This is a genomic window from Gemmobacter megaterium (genome assembly GCF_900156815.1).
In the GTDB taxonomy this organism is placed as follows: domain Bacteria; phylum Pseudomonadota; class Alphaproteobacteria; order Rhodobacterales; family Rhodobacteraceae; genus Wagnerdoeblera; species Wagnerdoeblera megaterium.
This window is the reverse complement of record NZ_FTOT01000012.1, coordinates 1-14,220: the sequence shown is the minus strand read 5'-3', so window position 1 is coordinate 14,220 and position 14,220 is coordinate 1. Positions and strand designations below refer to the sequence as shown.

The following is a 14,220-nucleotide window of genomic DNA, read 5'->3' as shown; positions in this document are numbered from 1 at the left end:
GTATTGGTCGGGGCGGAGGGATTCGAACTCTCGACCTACGGTACCCAAAACCGTCGCGCTACCAGGCTGCGCTACGCCCCGACTGGCCCCTCTTTAGCGAAGGCTTTCGGCAATGAAAAGGTCACTCGCACGGGAAAGCGGCCGGACCATCGGCAAATGCAGGATGACGCATCAGCGTTCCGGGGCCGATCCCCAGCCGACGGGCGAGTCCGCCGTTGATTTCCAGCACGGCCAACACACCATCGCCGCCATCAATCGGGGTTTCGTCATGCGGAATCGCGTTCTCGTGCACGCGCAGCACGGTCCCTGTGGGATCCGCAAAGATCATATCCAGCGGGATCAGGGTGTTCTTCATCCAGAACATGGCGCGCCCTGGACGGTCGTAGATAAACAACATCCCGGCAGAGCTGGCCATCTTGTCCCGAAACATCAGGCCCTGCATCCGTTTGGCATCGGTGTCGGCCAGTTCGACGGCGAATCTGGCAGTACCGCGCGGGCCTTTCAACTCGACCATGTTTGGCGCACAGGCGGCAACGCCTGCCACGGCCGAGACCAGCAGCACGATCGCGGCGGACAGGCCGCGGATCAGGCAGGTTTGCGCAGCGCAGCTTCCCATGACAGCACCTGTGCGGCCATGCGACCGCGTTTTCCGTCAACAATGCGCAAGCCGATAGCCTCGCCCGGCTGAAGATCCGCGAAACCGGATTGCCGCAGCACTTCGATATGAACGAAAACATCTTCGGGGCGCCCGAAGACATTCGCAAAGCCAAAGCCCTTGCCTTTGTCGAACCACTTCACCCTGGCAGGCTCGATCACCAGATCAGCGATCGTGCTGGCGACCTCTGGGGGAATGTCCTCGCCAAGCACAAAGCCGGTACCTTCAGGGGGATGGATCTCGATGATCTCCACCGCCTGCGCGCCACGACTCGTACGTTGGACAAAGACCTCGATCCCTGCGCCGTCTGCCACCGATCCCTGACCGAAATTCCGCAACACATTCGCATGTAGCAGGATATCGGGCCCACCTTCATCTGCAATGATGAAGCCGAACCCCTTGACCGGATCAAACCACTTTACGCGGCCCTGAATGCGAAATCGCTCCAGGGCCTTGTCTTGTTCTTCCATAACCGAGCCTTTTCCCCAGCTTCAGCTCACTGTGCATTTCTGCGCTGCCCACATCTGACTTTCAAGGGCAAATACTGGGCAGGCGCGGGCCAAGCAATTCGCGTAACGTGAAATAAGTCAACCTAGCCAAAAGGTTGATGCCTGCCCAAGATTTTCACGGATTGAGCCGCTGCACATCCCAGCCGCCAGCACCGCCATGTCTGCACCAACGGAATCTGTCGTGCAACCTGAAGGCGCCATCCGCCCAGAACTCGATTTCCACAGGGTTGATACGAAAGCCACCCCAGAACGGCGGGCGGGGCGGGTTCGGCCCCTTCATCGCGGTGATCTTTGCCACCTCGGCCACAAGGGCCGAACGGCTGGACAACGGGCGGGACTGCCGGCTTGCCCATGCGCCCAGCCGGGACTGGATGTTGCGGCTGGCATAATAGGCATCGGCGCCAGGGCCATCGTCCCGGTCCACCGTACCGCGCACCCGAATCTGGCGGCGCAGCGATTTCCAGTGCATCACGAAAGCCGCTTTTCTGGTTGCCGCGATCTCTGTGCCCTTGGCGCTTTCGTAGTTGGTGTAAAAGACGAAGGCATCCTCTGCGATTTCCTTCAGCAACACCATGCGGACATTGGGTAAACCCTGGGCGTCCACCGTGGCCAGCGCGATCGCGTTGGGGTCGTTCGGCTCGGTCCTTTCGGCTTCGGCAAGCCAGGTCCGTGCGATGTGAAAGGGGTCGTCGCCTGCGAAGATGCCGGTTCGGTCCATGAGTGTGCCTTGCATTGCGTCCACCCGGCCTTGATGCGGCGGTTGCGATGCCCTACACCCGACCGGACCCGAACATAAGTGGGCGAGGGACTCTTAATGTCAAATGGTCTGATGCAGGGCAAACGCGGGCTTATCATGGGCCTTGCCAACGACAAATCCATTGCCTGGGGCATCGCCAAGGCGCTGGCCGATCAGGGCGCCCAACTTGCCTTTTCCTATCAGGGCGATGCGCTGAAAAAGCGGGTCGAGCCGCTGGCCTCCAAGGTGGGGTCCAGCCTGCTTGCCGAATGCGATGTGGCCGATGACGCCAGCATCCAGGCCCTGTTCGAGACGCTGAAGACCGAATGGGGCACACTGGACTTCATCGTCCACGCCATCGGTTTTTCGGACAAGAACGAGTTGCGTGGCCGGTATGTCGACACGTCACGCGACAATTTCACCATGACGATGGACATCTCGGTCTATTCCTTCACCGCCGTTGCCAAACACGCCGCCGCCATGATGCCCGATGGCGGCAGCATGTTGACGCTGACCTACTACGGCGCCGAACAGGTGATGCCGCATTACAACGTGATGGGCGTGGCCAAGGCCGCGCTGGAGGCGTCGGTCAAATATCTGGCCGAGGATCTGGGCAAGGACCGCATCCGCGTGAACGCCATTTCCGCCGGACCGATCAAGACACTTGCCGCCAGTGGCATCGGCGATTTCCGCTACATCATGAAGTGGAACGAGTTGAACAGCCCGCTGCGCCGCAACGTGACCCAGGAAGAAGTGGGCAAGGCCGCGCTGTACCTGCTGTCTGATCTGGGCAGCGGAACCACGGGCGAGAATCTGCATGTCGATGCAGGGTATCATGTCGTGGGCATGAAAGCCGTCGACGCGCCCGACATCGACGTGGTGACGGGGCGCAAGGAGTGACGCTCGCCGCCTTTCTGGCCGCCTGGGCGCTCCACCTGGTCGCAGCGGCGTCGCCGGGGCCAGCGGTGCTGATGGCTGCGCGCACGGGTGTGACCGAAGGGTTTCGCACGGGCATGTGGCTTGCCTTTGGGCTGGGACTGGGCGCGCTGGTCTGGGCCGTGGCGGCATTGTTCGGGCTTGCTGTCCTGTTTCAGATCGCCCCTGCGCTGTTGTGGGGATTCAAGGTCGCGGGCGGGCTGTTCCTGTGCTGGATCGCCTGGAACATGTGGCGCCACGCCGCAGACCCCCTGCCCGCCCCGGTCGAAGGCCGTGCGGCCCGTGGCCGGCTGAGCGCCCTGCGCCTGGGCCTTGCCACGCAGCTTGCCAATCCAAAACCTGCGGTGTTCTTTGGCGCCGTCTTCGTGGGCACCGTCCCGCCCGGCACCTCGTTGCCATGGATCGCAGCCCTGCTGTTTGCGGTATGGATGAACGAGGTGATCTGCAATATCCTTGTCGCAAGACTGTTTTCCTTTGACCGGACCCGCAGTATCTACGCCAGACTGAAAACCGGGATCGACCGCGCCTTTGGCGGGATTCTGGCTGTTCTTGGATTGAAGATCGCCGCCACCTGAGAGGACGCCATGGCATCGGATCGCCTGCCGCACGAAAAAGGGTTTCACGTCTCCTGGGACCAAATCCATCGCGATGCCCGTGCCCTGGCCTGGCGCCTTGACGGCAAGGGCCCCGGCGAAGGCGGCACCTGGAAGGCCATCGTCGGGATCACCCGCGGGGGCCTTGTTCCGGCAGCCATCGTCAGCCGCGAGCTCAACATCCGCGTGGTCGATACGATCAGCGTGCAATCCTACAGCCACCAGTCCAGATCCGAAGCGATGGTGACCAAGGCGCCGCAAGCCGACCTGCTGGGCGATGGCACCGGAATTCTGGTCGTCGACGATCTGGTGGACAGCGGCAAGACGCTGGAACTGGTGCGCAGGCTGTATCCCAAGGCTCATTTTGCCACGGTCTATGCCAAACCAGCGGGCCGGGCGCAGGTGGACACCTATATCACCGAGGTCAGTCAGGACACCTGGATCTTCTTTCCCTGGGATATGGCCCTGCAATATGTCGATCCCTATCGGGGCCGCGACTGACAGGATCGCACAGGCCGGCAGCGCCCGATCAACGACGCGGCGCGCCGGTCCCTGCAGGCCGCCGCAGGCGTGCACCCGGTTGGCCGCAACACGCCCGCGCGCAGATCAAAACCACTGCCCCGGCTCCATCAGCCCCAGATCCATCAACTGCTGACTATGCCACTGAAACGGCGTCGAGTTCTGCCAGCGAAAGCTGTGGATGTCGAACCGGGAACCGGGATTGGTGCGCAGCGCCTTGGCGGTGCGGAACGAACAGATCGCTGCCGTAAGATTGTTGTGCCACGGGCAGGCGTAGGTGTTGTATTCCTCGTTGGTAAAGGTGTGATCGTCGCGCAGCGCAAGGTCGGCCCGCGCGCGGAACAGGCCGATACGGTCGATGCGGCGTCGGCTGGGCGGAACGTGTTCTTCGAACCGCCAGCGTAGGCCGCCAAAGAAATCCAGTTGCCGTTCCTTTGGGTAATTGTGATTCGCGGGATCCGGCCGCCCCAGTGCGTAGTACCCCGAACGGTCCAGCAAGGCTTCGGCCAGGGAAACCGCATTCGGATGCCGGTCGAGATCATCCGCATACAGGTCGATCACATAGGTCAGCATCGCGTCACGCCGCTCTTCCGCATGGAACGCGGTCAACTCGCCGATGCTGCGCGTTTCGCAGAACGGAAAGAACAGGTATTCGGCGTTGTAGCAGTAGTGCAGCCATGCCCCTGGCGCCGCACTGACCACCTTGTTCACGGCGGTCTGCACCGCGTCGTCACGGTGGATATCCCAAGCAACACGGTGGATCCGTGGCGCCAGTGCCTCTGGCAGTTCGATTTCATCCCCGGCAAACAACGCGACCGTGCGAAAGCCGATGTTCAGGGCGTGCTCCAGCGTCGAAGCCACTTCGACCTGATCCTCCGCAAAGACAAGCGCCCCCGGCGCACTGGCAAGCGCGGGTGAAACACTGTCGAGAAATGCGCCGATGGATGTGTATTTCATGCCTGCCCGCCTGCCCGCCTTCGGGACACCTGCAAATTCGCGCAGCCCGCCCCCGGATGCAAGCGTTGCGGCAGGGGGCGGCTGGGTGTAGAAGCGACCCCCGTAACCCAGAGGGAATGCCATGACCGGGCAGAAGCGGCTGTTCATCAAGACCTATGGCTGCCAGATGAACGTCTATGACAGCGAACGCATGGCGGAAACGCTGGGCGCACAGGGCTATACGCTGACCGAAACGGCCGACGACGCCGACATGGTGCTGCTGAACACCTGTCACATCCGGGAAAAAGCTGCGGAGAAGGTGTATTCCGATCTGGGCAGGCTGAAACCGCTGAAGGCGCGAAAGCCGGATCTGAAGATCGGTGTCGCAGGCTGCGTCGCGCAGGCAGAGGGGGCCGAGATTCAGCGTCGGATGCCGCTCGTCGATCTGGTCGTGGGACCGCAAGCCTATCATCGGCTGCCCGACATGCTGGCGCGGGTCGATGCCGGAGAAAAGGCGCTGGATACCGATTTCCCGCCCGAGGACAAGTTCGACCATCTGCCGAAACTGCGCACCCGGTCTGCGCCGTCCGCCTTTCTGACGGTGCAGGAAGGGTGCGACAAGTTCTGCGCCTTTTGCGTCGTGCCCTATACCCGTGGCGCCGAAGTCAGCCGCCCGGTCGAGCGTCTGCTGTCGGAGGCGCGCGATCTGGCCACACGCGGCGTGCGCGACATCACCCTGCTGGGGCAGAACGTCAACGCCTATCACGGCGAAGGACAGGGCGGCACCTGGGGACTTGGCCGGTTGATCCGCGAAATGGCCGAGATCGAGGGGATCGCCCGCATCCGCTATACCACCAGCCACCCCAACGACATGGACGACGACCTGATCGCCGCCCATGGCGATTGCCCGGCGCTGATGCCCTATCTGCATTTGCCGGTGCAATCAGGCTCGGACCGCATTCTCAAGGCGATGAACCGCAAGCATACCGCCGACGCCTATCTGCGGCTGATCGAGCGCATCCGCGCGGCTCGGCCCGATATCGTCTTGACCTCGGATTTCATCGTCGGATTTCCCGGCGAGACCGACGCAGATTTCGAGGCCACGATGGATCTGGTGCGGCAGGTCGGCTACGGCATGGCTTATTCCTTCAAATATTCCGCCCGTCCCGGCACCCCCGCCGCCGAAAAGACGCCTGTTGCGCCCGATATCGCAGATGCACGCCTGCAACGCCTGCAAGCCTTGCTGACAGAACAGCAACGGGCCTGCCAGGACGCCATGGTCGGGCGAGAGGTCGGTGTGCTGTACGAAAAACCCGGCCGGCTGCCTGGGCAGATGTCGGGAAAATCCGACCACCTGCACGCCGTGCACGTCGAAGACCCCACCGGCACGCCGGGCGAACTGGTGCGCGTGCGCATCACGGCCGCCGCGCCGAACTCGCTGGCCGGGATGCGTATCGTAGACTGAAACGCGACAGATTGTGTCCTGCCACCTGCAAACCGCAGAATCCGCTGGACTTTCAGTAACGCGAACGTCAATTCTGACGTCGGGGTACACGTGTCTGCAATTTACCAAGGGGGACATTTGCCGTGAGACGGAGGATTTCCGAAACGCTGCGGCTTGTGGCCGGGGCTCTGGTGCTGGCCGCAGGGCTGTCAGCCGGAACCGAGGCCATGGCCCAGTCGGCCTACAACCCGGCCACAGCCGAAACCTTCGGCCCGGACGGCAAGCCGCGCCAGACCGGGCGGATCGACTGGGGTCTGTGGATCGACCCTGACGGCTGTATGCATTGGTGGGCCGATGGCGGGCTGGAGGGATATATGGTCCCGCGCCGCGACCCCAAGACCGGCCGCGCCGTCTGCCTCAAGAAGAACACCTGCGCGGTCGAGCCGACCGACACGCTGTTCGCAACCGACAGCGCCCGGCTGACCGCGAATGGCCGCTCTCGTCTGGAACATATCTTCCGCACGCAAGGCGCCTTTGGCTATGCGATCTACGGCCATACCGACAGCCGCGCATCTGACGAGTACAACATGAACTTGTCAATGCGCCGGGCCAAGGCCGTTGCGACAGTCGCCGAATCCGTCGGGGCGTCGGTAGAGCGGGTGGAATGGATGGGCGAGCGGCAGCCGCGCGCCACCAACGCCACCGCTGAAGGGATGCGGCAGAACCGCCGCGTCGAAATCGTCTGCTATCGGTGGTGATCATGATGATGACGAAACGTATCGCAGGCGTCAGCCTTCTTCTCGCCCTTGGTGTGTCCGGGTGCGGCCTTGCACCGCATGATGGGCAAGCCGACAGCTATATCGCCATTGCCGAAGACCGCGGCTGGGACAAGACGCGCATTCCGAACCAGCGGGCCGCCATTGCCTATGATCCGGACGGCTGCCAGAACTGGATCATCGACGACGGTGTCGAAGGATATGCGTCGCCACGCTTTGACCCGGCGACCGGCATGGCGAATGTCTGCAACAACCACTTCCCGCCCGGCGCGGTGGTCGGAAACTACCAGTCGCCGAATGCCGGCCTGCGCGACTGGGCCCCGGCGCGTGGCAGGATGCACGGCGCGAACTGACGCTGCCAGTATATCGCAATTCCCGAAGGGCCGCAGCGCATGTTGCGGCCCTTCTTGCTGCGAAACAGGCAGAACTGTCACAGAATATGCGCAAATGCCGCGCAAACTGGCGATGCATTCGCGTGGCGTCTTGCCGCAACGCCGCAGCGGGCGCAGATTGACATCATGACTGGCACCCCTGACGACGACAAACTCGACGACGACAAGGAGACACGCTTGGGCATCAGCGCGCTGACCCCCCCGCCCCGCTCCGACGATACGGTCGAAACGGTTCTGGAATTTCCCGACAACCGGCTGCTGATCGGGCTTTGCGGCGAATATGACCGCAACCTTGCCCGGATCGAACAGGCGACAGGCGTGCATATCCTGCGTCGCGGCAACAGGTTGGCAGTGGTGGGCGATGCGCAGGCCCGAACACAGGCGGCGGCCGTCTTGCAAGGGCTGTATGCCCGGCTGGAACAGGGCAGAACCATCGGCGCCGGGGATATCGATGGCGCGCTGCGACTGGGGGTCGGCGGCATCGCGGCGCCGGTGCGCAGCGATGACCAGTTGGAGATGTTCAACGCCGCCGGGTTTGAACTGCGGACCCGCAAAAAGCCGGTCGAACCCAGGACCGAGGCGCAAAAGGCCTATGTCGCGAACCTGTTCAAGCATGAACTGGCCTTCGGGATCGGTCCGGCCGGCACTGGCAAGACCTATCTGGCGGTGGCCGTCGGTGTGACCATGCTGATCGGTGGGCAGGTGGAAAAGATCATCCTGTCCCGTCCGGCTGTCGAGGCGGGCGAGCGGCTTGGCTTTCTGCCGGGCGACATGAAGGAGAAAGTCGATCCCTACATGCAGCCGCTCTATGATGCGCTGAACGACTTCCTGCCCGCCAAGCAGGTGGAAAAGCTGATGCTCGACAAGCGGATCGAGATCGCGCCGCTGGCTTTCATGCGCGGGCGCACGTTGTCCAATGCCTTCGTCGTCCTGGACGAGGCGCAGAACGCCACCACCATGCAGATGAAGATGTTCCTTACCCGTCTGGGCGAGGGTAGCCGCATGGTGATCACCGGCGACCGCACCCAGGTGGATTTGCCACGCGGCACCGCCAGCGGACTGGCCGATGCCGAGCGGATTCTCAAAGGGGTCAAGGGCGTCAGCTTCAATTACTTCGACTCGAAGGATGTGGTGCGTCACCCGCTTGTGGCCCGCGTCATCGAGGCGTATGAGCGCGCCGATGGAGAAGCTGGTTGACATCGTGATCGAAGAGCCCCGCTGGGAAACGGCGGGGCTTGAAGATATCGCCGAACGCGCGGCACAGGCCGTACTGGCCGAACTTGGCATGTCCGCCGAGGGCTACCTGATCAGCGTCATGGGCTGCGACGATATGCGCATCGCCGCGCTCAACGCCGATTTCCGTGGCAAGCCCAAACCCACCAACGTGCTGTCCTGGCCATCGGAGGAGCGCGCGCCAGACACGGCGGGCGGCGTGCCCGAGAGGCCCGAACCCGGCGATTCGGACGACCCGGAGGAACTGGGCGATATCGCCATCGCCTGGGGGGTATGTCAGGCCGAGGCGCTGGAGCATGGCAAGGCTTTTGACCATCATGTGACCCATCTGGTCGCCCATGGCGTCTTGCATCTGTTGGGCTATGACCATGAAACCGACGAAGACGCGGCACTGATGGAGGGAATCGAGATTCGCGCCCTTGCCAGACTGGGCATCGGCAACCCATATTGAAACCGGCGCGCGCAAGCGCCGGTTTTTCGGAAAGGACCGATGGGCAGTAGCACCGATGGCTTGATGGCAGCGCAGGGCGCGCCAGAAGCCGAACCCGACCCGAGACGATCGGCCGGGCTTTTCAGCAGGTTGTTCCGCAGGACTGCCACCGATGGCGTCGATGGCGGAACACCATCACATCATGCCCCGACAGCGACCGCGACGGCAGGCCATCCTCCTCACATTTCCCTGCCTGGCCTGTCCAACCTGCGTCGGTTGCGCGTCGATGACGTGGCGGTTCCCAAAGTTGACATTGTGGCAGTGCCCGTGACCATCGGGCGCGACGAACTTGCCGAGGTGTTCCGCGAACACGGTTTCTCGCGCCTGCCGGTGTACAAGGGATCGCTGGATCATCCTCTGGGCGTGGTGACACTGAAAGACCTGGCCTTGACCTATGGGTTCGGCGCCGGGAATGGCAGGTTCAGCCTGCGCAAGCTCTTGCGCCCATTGCTCTATGCCCCGCCCTCCATGCCCCTGACCGTCCTGTTGCAGAAGATGCAGACCGAACGGGTCCATATGGCATTGGTGATCGACGAATACGGCGGCGTCGATGGACTTGTAACCATCGAGGACTTGCTGGAAACCGTGGTCGGCGACATCTCCGACGAACATGATACCGAGGAATCCGCACTCTGGGCCGAAGAGAAGCCGGGCGTCTGGCTGATTCAGGCCATGGCACCGCTGGATGAGGTCGAGGCGGCCATCGGCCAGCGGCTGCGGGTTTCGGACGAGGATCAGGACATCGACACGCTGGGCGGCCTTGTCTACCTGCGCGCAGGCCGCGTTCCTGCGCGGGGAGAGGTTGTCCCGCATGAAAACGGCGCCCAGATCGAGGTGGTGGACGCCGAACCCCGGCGGATCAAGCGTCTGCGCCTGCGCCTGCCCAGTGCGACCCACCTGCCCGTTCAGGAAGCCGAAATAGCGGGTTAGGCGCCGGAATCGCTCACAGGCCCTCGCCTGTGAGCGTTATCCGCAAATACGGGCGGGGCGGCACGCGCAACCTGCCAATCGCCATTCAGCCGTTGGTATACTGGAGAAAGCTGTCAACCTCTGCTTCGGTCGTTGCCCAGCTTGTTACCAGCCGTACCCGGCCCTCTCCCATGTTGTAATACATTGCGCCTGCGGCCTTCAGCCGATCATGCGCCGCGTCAGGCAGCGTAGCGAACACAATGTTCGCCTGTGCCGGATGAACCAGCGAGGCCGCAGCAATCTGTTCGATGCCCTTGGCAAGCCGGGCCGCCATCGCGTTGGCATGATCGGCAAGATCGAGCCACAGCCCCCCTTGCAGCCATCCCAGGAACTGCGCGGCCAGATAGCGGTTCTTGGAAAACAGATGACCACCACGCTTGCGGCGCAGCTCAAATTCCCAGGCTTTGGCGGGGTCAAAGAACACCACCGCCTCTGCACCGAGCAATCCGCCTTTCGTGCCACCAAACGACAGCGCATCCACCCCAGCCTTCCACGTCAATTCGGCCGGCGTTGCGCCGGTGGCGGCCAGCGCATTGGAAAAACGGGCGCCATCAAGATGCACCGGCAGACCATGGGACTGCGCAACCTTTGCCAAGGCCGCAATTTCGTCGGGGCTATAGATGGTCCCGGCTTCGGTCACATCCGTAATGGTGACAGCACCGGGTTGCACCGAATGAACCACGCGGGTGCCCTGTGCACGGATTCGCGCATCAAGCGCCTGCGGGCTCATGCGGCCATGATCGCCAGGAACAGGCAGCAACTTGGCGCCGCTGAAGAATTCGGGCGCACCGCATTCGTCATGCTGGACATGAGCACCCTCATGGCAGAACACCGCGCCATAGGGCGGGCAAAGCGTCGCCAGCGCCAGCGCGTTCGCCGCTGTCCCGGTTGCCACGAAATAGACCGCGGCCTGCGGCGCCTCCAGCACCTCCCTGATACGATCCGCGGCGGCAGCCGTGACCGGATCGTTGCCATAGGGCATGGCGGACCCCTCGTTGGCACGCATCAGCGCCTCCATAACCGGAGCAGGGCAGCGCGCGCCATTGTCAGAGGCAAAGAACATCAGGGCGTCTCCTCGATGATGTAATCTTCCCAGTCGTCTTCATCGACCTCGTATTCCGGGACGGTCCATCCTTGAACCGAAGCCCCGGCCAGATGAACCGATTCGGGATCGCCAGATACCAGCGGATGCCAGGGCAACAGCGGTTTGCCCTCATGCAACAGGCGATAGGCACAGGTCCGTGGCAGCCAATAGGCCACCTCGGGCAGTTTGTCGGGCGTCAGTGACACGCAATCCGGCACGAACTGGTGGCGAATCGGGTATTGTGTGCAGCGGCACGTCGCCCCGTCCAGCAAGCGGCAGGCCAGGCGGGTAAAGGCAACCTCGCCGGTGTCCTCGAACTCGATCTTGTTCAGGCAACATTTGCCACAGCCATCGCAAAGCGCCTCCCATTCGGTGGGCGCCATATCGGCGAGCGGGACAGTTTCCCAATATCGGGGGCGAAGGCGCGGCATGGGGCAGTTGTGCCTGCCAAGCGCGGGAATGGGAAGGGGCAAAGAGAAAGGGTTGCGCAAAGACGCAACCCTTTCCGAGATCTACGGAGATGGTCCGGTTAGGGCCTTTGGCGAAAACCGTCCCAGCCAAGGTTTACGACCCTTGGGTTTGCCCTCAGGCCACGGCCCCCCTGACTGTCCCGACACCTCTCTCCAATATCACTCTAGACACTGGACCACCTCCTTTCACTGCGTTGCCGTTGAGCTCAGGCTGCCACAGATCTGGTGGTTGTCAAATGAAATTACGCTAGCCCTGCCCGCAGGCGCCCAAGAATGAGGCGAAATGGCACCAAGGCGATGACGGCAAGGGCAAGCTTGACACCCCAGTCGGCCACGGCAAGCGACACCCACAACGGAACCACCGGACCGGCGCCCAGCAGGGGCAGCGCCTCGTTCGCCCAGCCGACATCATTTCCCGGCTCAAGGAACGAGAGGCTCGCGGAAAAGGCCAAGGTGAAGAACACCGCTGTATCCAGCGCCGAGCCGATCAGCGTGGAGGCGAGCGGCGCGCGCCACCAGGCACCCGAGCGCAGGCGGTCAAAAACCTCGACATCCACCAGTTGGGCGAGCAGGAAGGCAAGGCCGGAACCAAGCGCGATACGCCAGGTGACGAGTGGTCCGAAGTCCCCGATGATCTGCGTGCCGATGACCGAGCAGACAATCCCGGTGGCAAACCCGGCAAACACCACCTTGCGCGCAGCCGCAGGGCCGTACAGGCGGTTGGTCAGGTCGGTGACAAGAAAGGCAATGGGATAGGTAAAGGCGCCCCAGGTCAGCCATTGGCCAAACAGGAATTGCACCAGGATATTCGAGGCCACCACAGTGGTGGCCATGGCAAGGATGCCGGGCAGAAGTCGCATGGATCTGATCCGTTTTGACAAGGTGGCGGAGACTTGGCCCCCGAACCGCCGGGGACAGAGCCTGATACGCCTGCCAGCACGTCCCTGCAAGCCCCCCGGTCAGCCGATGGTGCCGCGCTGTCCGCCAGTCTGCGCCCGATCCATCAGCAGATGATCAAGGATCACGCAGGCCATCATTGCCTCGCCCACCGGAACCGCGCGAATCCCGACGCAAGGATCATGGCGGCCCTTGGTGACCAGATCAATCTCGGCGCCCTGAGCGGTGATGGTGCGACGCGGCGTCAGGATGGAGGAGGTCGGCTTGACCGCAAAGCGGCACACGACGGGCTGCCCGGTCGAAATGCCGCCCAGCACGCCGCCTGCATGGTTTGACAGGAACATCGGCCCATCGTTCCCCATGCGGATCTCGTCGGCATTCTCGACGCCGGTCAGGGCCGCCGCTGCCATGCCATCGCCGATCTCCACCCCCTTCACCGCGTTGATCGACATCATTGCGGCCGCCAGATCACTATCAAGCTTGGCATACAGCGGCGCACCAAGGCCTGCGGGCACGCCTTCGGCAACGACTTCGATCACCGCCCCGACCGAGTTGTGCGACAGGCGCAGGTCGTCCAGATAGGTCGCCCAGTCGGCTGCCGCCTCGGGGTCCGGGCACCAGAAGGGGTTGCGCCCGATCTCGGCCGCATCGAACCGCGCAGGGTCAATCCGGCGCGGCCCCATCTGAACTATATAGCCCGTCACTTTCAGGTCTGGCACCAGCGCCGCCAGAACCTTGCGCGCAATACCGCCGGCCGCCACCCGCGCCGCGGTTTCGCGCGCGCTGGACCGCCCACCGCCGCGGTAATCCCGGATGCCATATTTCTGGAGATAGGCCATATCGGCGTGGCCAGGTCGAAAGCTGGCTGCAATATCCCCATAATCCTTGGATCGCTGATCGGTGTTCTCGATCATCATCTGGATCGGCGTGCCGGTCGTCTGCCCCTCGAACACCCCGGAGAGGATGCGCACGGCATCTTCCTCACGGCGCTGCGTGGTGAATTTGGAGGTGCCCGGCTTACGCTTGTCCAGCCAGGGCTGGATATCGCCCTCGTCCAGTTCGACACGCGGGGGGCAGCCATCCACCGTGCAGCCAAGCGCGGGCCCATGACTCTCGCCCCAGGTCGTGACACGAAACAGATGGCCGAAGGTGTTGAAGCTCATACCCGCCTCCCGAACAGTTCTGCACTTCCTAGCGCCTGCCGCCTCGGCTTGAAAGCGGTTTGCCCACAATTCGCGCCACGGATGGACTGCGATGCAGACCCCCGGCACATCAGGAACGCTGCAAAGTCACCGAGCCCGCATGGCCAGCGCGGTTTGACTGACGAGCGTCAGCGCAATCGAGGTGGCACCGAGGCCCGGCCCCATCTGTGCAACCTGATCGCGCAGCAGATATCGTCGGACAAGCTGTGACATGCGGTCCGGTTCGGCAAATTGCGCGATGCTGTCATCGCCAAAACTTGCCTTGGCCTTTTGTTTCAGCATAGGGCTCTGTTGCACAAATCCCGTGTGGGATTCATCTCATGAATCCAGCGTGGTAGCTGGGATACATGAGCAGACCTACACCCCCGACCTACAGGAC

General features: G+C 62.9%; 18 protein-coding genes and 1 tRNA gene. 9 read left to right on the top strand and 10 right to left on the bottom strand.

The features are described 5' to 3' along the window. Positions 1 to 4 precede the first annotated feature (4 nt). The 4 genes from BW970_RS17915 to pdxH all read right to left on the bottom strand — a co-directional run bounded on the left by BW970_RS17915 (position 5) and on the right by pdxH (position 1,882). Positions 5 to 81: transfer RNA gene (locus BW970_RS17915), tRNA-Pro, on the bottom strand. 40 nt (positions 82 to 121) lie between these two features. Then, the gene (locus BW970_RS17910) at positions 122 to 616 is read right to left on the bottom strand and encodes a DUF192 domain-containing protein (RefSeq protein WP_076534000.1); all 495 of its coding nucleotides are present in this window, start codon (positions 614 to 616) and stop codon (positions 122 to 124) included. Continuing rightward, positions 586 to 1,125, bottom strand: coding sequence for a cold-shock protein (locus BW970_RS17905; RefSeq protein ID WP_076533998.1), 540 nt, complete (start codon positions 1,123 to 1,125; stop codon positions 586 to 588). The genes BW970_RS17910 and BW970_RS17905 overlap by 31 nt, the downstream gene beginning before the upstream one ends. Positions 1,126 to 1,279: 154 nt before the next feature. Further along, entirely contained in the window at positions 1,280 to 1,882 is a 603-nt protein-coding gene (gene pdxH, locus BW970_RS17900; protein ID WP_076533997.1) for a pyridoxamine 5'-phosphate oxidase, read from the bottom strand. 96 nt (positions 1,883 to 1,978) lie between these two features. Between pdxH and fabI the strand changes: the two genes are divergently transcribed. The 3 genes from fabI to gpt are packed head-to-tail and all read left to right on the top strand — an operon-like array spanning position 1,979 to position 3,930. Continuing rightward, positions 1,979 to 2,800, top strand: a complete 822-nt coding sequence (gene fabI / locus BW970_RS17895) for an enoyl-ACP reductase FabI (RefSeq protein ID WP_076533995.1) — start codon at positions 1,979 to 1,981, stop codon at positions 2,798 to 2,800. Next, complete coding sequence (locus BW970_RS17890) at positions 2,797 to 3,411, top strand: LysE family translocator (protein ID WP_076533994.1); 615 nt, start codon at positions 2,797 to 2,799, stop codon at positions 3,409 to 3,411. The genes fabI and BW970_RS17890 overlap by 4 nt, the downstream gene beginning before the upstream one ends. Before the next feature lie 9 nt (positions 3,412 to 3,420). Continuing rightward, positions 3,421 to 3,930, top strand: a complete 510-nt coding sequence (gene gpt, locus BW970_RS17885; protein WP_076533992.1) for a xanthine phosphoribosyltransferase — start codon at positions 3,421 to 3,423, stop codon at positions 3,928 to 3,930. 105 nt (positions 3,931 to 4,035) lie between these two features. On the opposite strand, the gene BW970_RS17880 is transcribed toward gpt, so the two are convergent. Next, positions 4,036 to 4,905, bottom strand: a complete 870-nt coding sequence (locus BW970_RS17880) for a hypothetical protein (protein ID WP_076534079.1) — start codon at positions 4,903 to 4,905, stop codon at positions 4,036 to 4,038. 121 nt (positions 4,906 to 5,026) lie between these two features. Here BW970_RS17880 and miaB point away from each other — a divergent pair, with 121 nt between their 5' ends. The 6 genes from miaB (at position 5,027) to BW970_RS17850 (ending at position 10,149) form a co-directional block, all read left to right on the top strand. Then, positions 5,027 to 6,349, top strand: a complete 1,323-nt coding sequence (gene miaB / locus BW970_RS17875; RefSeq protein WP_076533990.1) for a tRNA (N6-isopentenyl adenosine(37)-C2)-methylthiotransferase MiaB — start codon at positions 5,027 to 5,029, stop codon at positions 6,347 to 6,349. Positions 6,350 to 6,471: 122 nt separating this feature from the next. Beyond that, the gene (locus BW970_RS17870) at positions 6,472 to 7,086 is read left to right on the top strand and encodes an OmpA family protein (RefSeq protein WP_076533988.1); all 615 of its coding nucleotides are present in this window, start codon (positions 6,472 to 6,474) and stop codon (positions 7,084 to 7,086) included. Positions 7,087 to 7,088: 2 nt separating this feature from the next. Continuing rightward, the gene (locus BW970_RS17865) at positions 7,089 to 7,457 is read left to right on the top strand and encodes a hypothetical protein (RefSeq protein ID WP_144039018.1); all 369 of its coding nucleotides are present in this window, start codon (positions 7,089 to 7,091) and stop codon (positions 7,455 to 7,457) included. A gap of 165 nt (positions 7,458 to 7,622) precedes the next feature. Next, positions 7,623 to 8,693 carry a PhoH family protein gene (locus BW970_RS17860; protein ID WP_144039017.1) on the top strand — a complete coding sequence of 357 codons (1,071 nt, stop codon included), beginning with the start codon at positions 7,623 to 7,625 and terminating at the stop codon, positions 8,691 to 8,693. Continuing rightward, positions 8,677 to 9,180: an rRNA maturation RNase YbeY gene (gene ybeY / locus BW970_RS17855; protein WP_076533984.1), complete on the top strand. Its 504-nt coding sequence runs from the start codon at positions 8,677 to 8,679 to the stop codon at positions 9,178 to 9,180. The genes BW970_RS17860 and ybeY overlap by 17 nt, the downstream gene beginning before the upstream one ends. 39 nt (positions 9,181 to 9,219) lie before the next feature. Further along, the gene (locus BW970_RS17850; protein WP_076533982.1) at positions 9,220 to 10,149 is read left to right on the top strand and encodes a hemolysin family protein; all 930 of its coding nucleotides are present in this window, start codon (positions 9,220 to 9,222) and stop codon (positions 10,147 to 10,149) included. Positions 10,150 to 10,234: 85 nt separating this feature from the next. Here BW970_RS17850 and BW970_RS17845 read toward each other — a convergent pair whose 3' ends face one another. The 5 genes from BW970_RS17845 to BW970_RS17825 form a co-directional block, all read right to left on the bottom strand. Beyond that, complete coding sequence (locus BW970_RS17845) at positions 10,235 to 11,251, bottom strand: threonine aldolase family protein (protein ID WP_076533980.1); 1,017 nt, start codon at positions 11,249 to 11,251, stop codon at positions 10,235 to 10,237. Then, the gene (locus tag BW970_RS17840; RefSeq protein ID WP_076533978.1) at positions 11,251 to 11,703 is read right to left on the bottom strand and encodes a YcgN family cysteine cluster protein; all 453 of its coding nucleotides are present in this window, start codon (positions 11,701 to 11,703) and stop codon (positions 11,251 to 11,253) included. The genes BW970_RS17845 and BW970_RS17840 overlap by 1 nt, the downstream gene beginning before the upstream one ends. Before the next feature lie 281 nt (positions 11,704 to 11,984). After that, positions 11,985 to 12,602: a queuosine precursor transporter gene (locus BW970_RS17835; RefSeq protein ID WP_076533976.1), complete on the bottom strand. Its 618-nt coding sequence runs from the start codon at positions 12,600 to 12,602 to the stop codon at positions 11,985 to 11,987. Positions 12,603 to 12,701: 99 nt separating this feature from the next. Then, entirely contained in the window at positions 12,702 to 13,802 is a 1,101-nt protein-coding gene (aroC, locus tag BW970_RS17830; protein WP_076533974.1) for a chorismate synthase, read from the bottom strand. Positions 13,803 to 13,928: 126 nt separating this feature from the next. After that, positions 13,929 to 14,123, bottom strand: coding sequence for a hypothetical protein (locus BW970_RS17825; RefSeq protein ID WP_076533973.1), 195 nt, complete (start codon positions 14,121 to 14,123; stop codon positions 13,929 to 13,931). Positions 14,124 to 14,220: the final 97 nt, after the last annotated feature.